Genomic DNA, 2,413 nt, shown 5'->3' on the forward strand with positions numbered 1-2,413 from the left:
ATATAATACTAATCCTCGTAGTGCTCAAAAACTTGCAGCCGTTCTTGATATAATAATTAAAAACAACAACGACAACAACAGCTAATACAAAAAATCTGAGTAAAGAGATAAATAGTCCACGTTCTTATTTGTCTCCTTTCGTCTTTGGACTATGTATTTAAACGTAAATAATCATAATTAAAATTGATATGAAAAAAATTATAAGTTATTTGTTCATTGCAATCATTACTATTAGCTCTTCATTATGTGTAACAAGTTGCGAAAGTAATGACGATACGGATAAAGACGCTACTGCAAATGATATTATGTTTAACGGGATTGAATATACTATTAAACAAGCTGATTATTTCATAGACCCCGTAGAAGAAGCCTATTGTTTTACAGCTTCATTCATTTCAGAAAGTGAAGAAAAGCCTATAATGCTTATCCTATATTATCCAAGATATTGCGATATGATAACAGGGGAAAACTTGGAAAATTCTTCTATTCATATTGCTATTGTATATGGTGAAGGAGAAATATCAGGCTCAAAAGTAAGTATGAATAGGACTGAAATTAAAAATGGCGACATAACTGTATTACCTTATAACACGGAAGGTAGAAGATTGGGATTTAATGATTTAACATTTACGACATCATCAAATCCTGATGAAACGTTCACTATTGATGGAGATATATTTTTTAAATATAAAATACTTGATAATCCAATAGAACATTAATATAAAAGGAGGTGTATCAAAATGATGCAACCTCCTTTTATTTATAATATTACAGGTTAAATTCTGCTTTAATTCTTTGAACTGTTGAGGGTGATACGTCACAGAGTTTAGCGGTTTTTCGTACACTTATACCTCGTTTTAATTCCTTAATTACTTGTCTATATTCTTCAGCTTTTTGTTCTGTAGATTTTGTGGAACCTTCTTTACGTCCAAGTTTACCGCCTTTCTCAATATAGAGTTGGCGACCACTATTTAGTCTGAATTTGATATTCTCACGTTCAAGTTGGGCACAAGTGCTGAGCGTTGCAATCATAATCGGTGCAAACATAGATGTATCACCCTTATCGTCCAATAATGTGAATTGTTCCTTTTGCATATATAAATTTATATTTTTGTCAACTAAATGTTTGACTGTTTCAAGTACTTCAAACGCATTACGTCCAAGACGAGAAAGTTCTGACACTAATAAGATATCTATATGATGTGTTTCGCAGTAGTCTAAAGCCTCAACAAGAACTTTACGCTCTGTATTTTTCTTTGCCCCACTTATTTTTTCTTCAAAAACATGAATAACTTCATATCCTTTGTAATCGGCATATTTTTTCAAATCCTCAACTTGTCTTTCGGTATTTTGACGGTCGGTAGTACTTGAAACTCTTGCATAAATTACGGCATTCATATTATATGATTTTTTGTTATATACTCATCTTATCTATGATACAAAGATAAAAAATTCTTTTATTGTATGCAAATAAATCAAAGAATAAAATGAATACATAGTATAAGTGTATTCTTATTGGTTTACTGATTTATTTGAATACACATATTACTTGAATACAGTTATGCTATTAATTCTCTTATATTCAATCGTTGGCATGATGAGGCTTGTATTTGGGCATATACCTCCTTGTACGGCTGCATTACACGTTTTATACAGGTGTTCTTACTCACTAATGTCCTGATTTTAGCCTCAACGGCACTCAAATCATAGTTACATTCCTTAAGTAGGAGGCTATGTTCATAATCTCTTAAAGTCATAGGTGACTCCTGAAAGTCGCTATAGACAAGAGCCTCATCAATTACCGATAAAATAGGATTACCGCATGAATTTAATACGGACATAAGGCTATTATTTGGAATGTTTAGTAACAGTCTTATTTGCTCCATTGTGTTAAGATTAAGCTCAAAGCGTATTTTATTTTTGAAATATAATAGTATTTCTTCTGAATTTGTGCAGGCTAACAAAAATTCTTTGTTATCTGCGGAATTTAATTCCTTGGCTTTATCATATATTATCAGTCGCTTCTTATGTTTTGGCGTTTTAGCTATATTCCCCAATACTATACCTTCTTTCCCTCGATAGGGTTTATCTTTCCATTTATTGTGGTTTACAATGTTGGGTCTTATGTTTTTTAATATTCTGTCTATGCAATCAAATTCAACATCTTTTGTTACATCACATTTAACAACCTCGCTATTATGAATTATGGCATCTATATCTAAATAACAAAGCCCTAACTTATTTATTTGCGATAGACAGTCTTTTATGTTGTTTTGGTTGATAAGATTTGGATATTTATCAAGTAAAATTTTACCTGTAAACTCTAATACTAACTCATTATGTTCGTAGTTAATCATAAATAATAAGTTGTAAGGTTTATCTTGTTTATATTTATAATAAAGAATATTTCCTT

Annotated in this window: 3 protein-coding genes; 1 reads left to right on the forward strand and 2 read right to left on the reverse strand. The window is 30.8% G+C overall.

All coding sequences use genetic code 11. From position 1 onward, the window contains the following. The first annotated feature begins 188 nt into the window (after positions 1-188). Positions 189-719 (forward strand): hypothetical protein, encoded by a 531-nt coding sequence (locus I6E11_RS14420; protein ID WP_235338806.1) that lies wholly within the window; start codon positions 189-191, stop codon positions 717-719. 49 nt (positions 720-768) lie between these two features. Here I6E11_RS14420 and I6E11_RS14425 read toward each other — a convergent pair whose 3' ends face one another. Both I6E11_RS14425 and I6E11_RS14430 read right to left on the reverse strand, forming a co-directional pair. Beyond that, entirely contained in the window at positions 769-1,398 is a 630-nt protein-coding gene (locus I6E11_RS14425) for a recombinase family protein (protein ID WP_235338807.1), read from the reverse strand. Between the two features lie 161 nt (positions 1,399-1,559). Continuing rightward, on the reverse strand, positions 1,560-2,413 hold an 854-nt coding region (locus I6E11_RS14430; protein ID WP_235338808.1), incomplete at its 5' end, for a hypothetical protein.

The organism is Bacteroides caecigallinarum (genome assembly GCF_021531075.1).
In the GTDB taxonomy this organism is placed as follows: Bacteria; Bacteroidota; Bacteroidia; order Bacteroidales; family Bacteroidaceae; genus Phocaeicola; species Phocaeicola caecigallinarum_B.

Coding starts and splice junctions, on each gene's coding strand:
- I6E11_RS14420 (WP_235338806.1), top strand. CDS start 189: ATGAAAAAAATTATAAGTTATTTGTTCATTGCAATCATTACTATTAGC.
- I6E11_RS14425 (WP_235338807.1), bottom strand. CDS start 1,398: ATGAATGCCGTAATTTATGCAAGAGTTTCAAGTACTACCGACCGTCAA.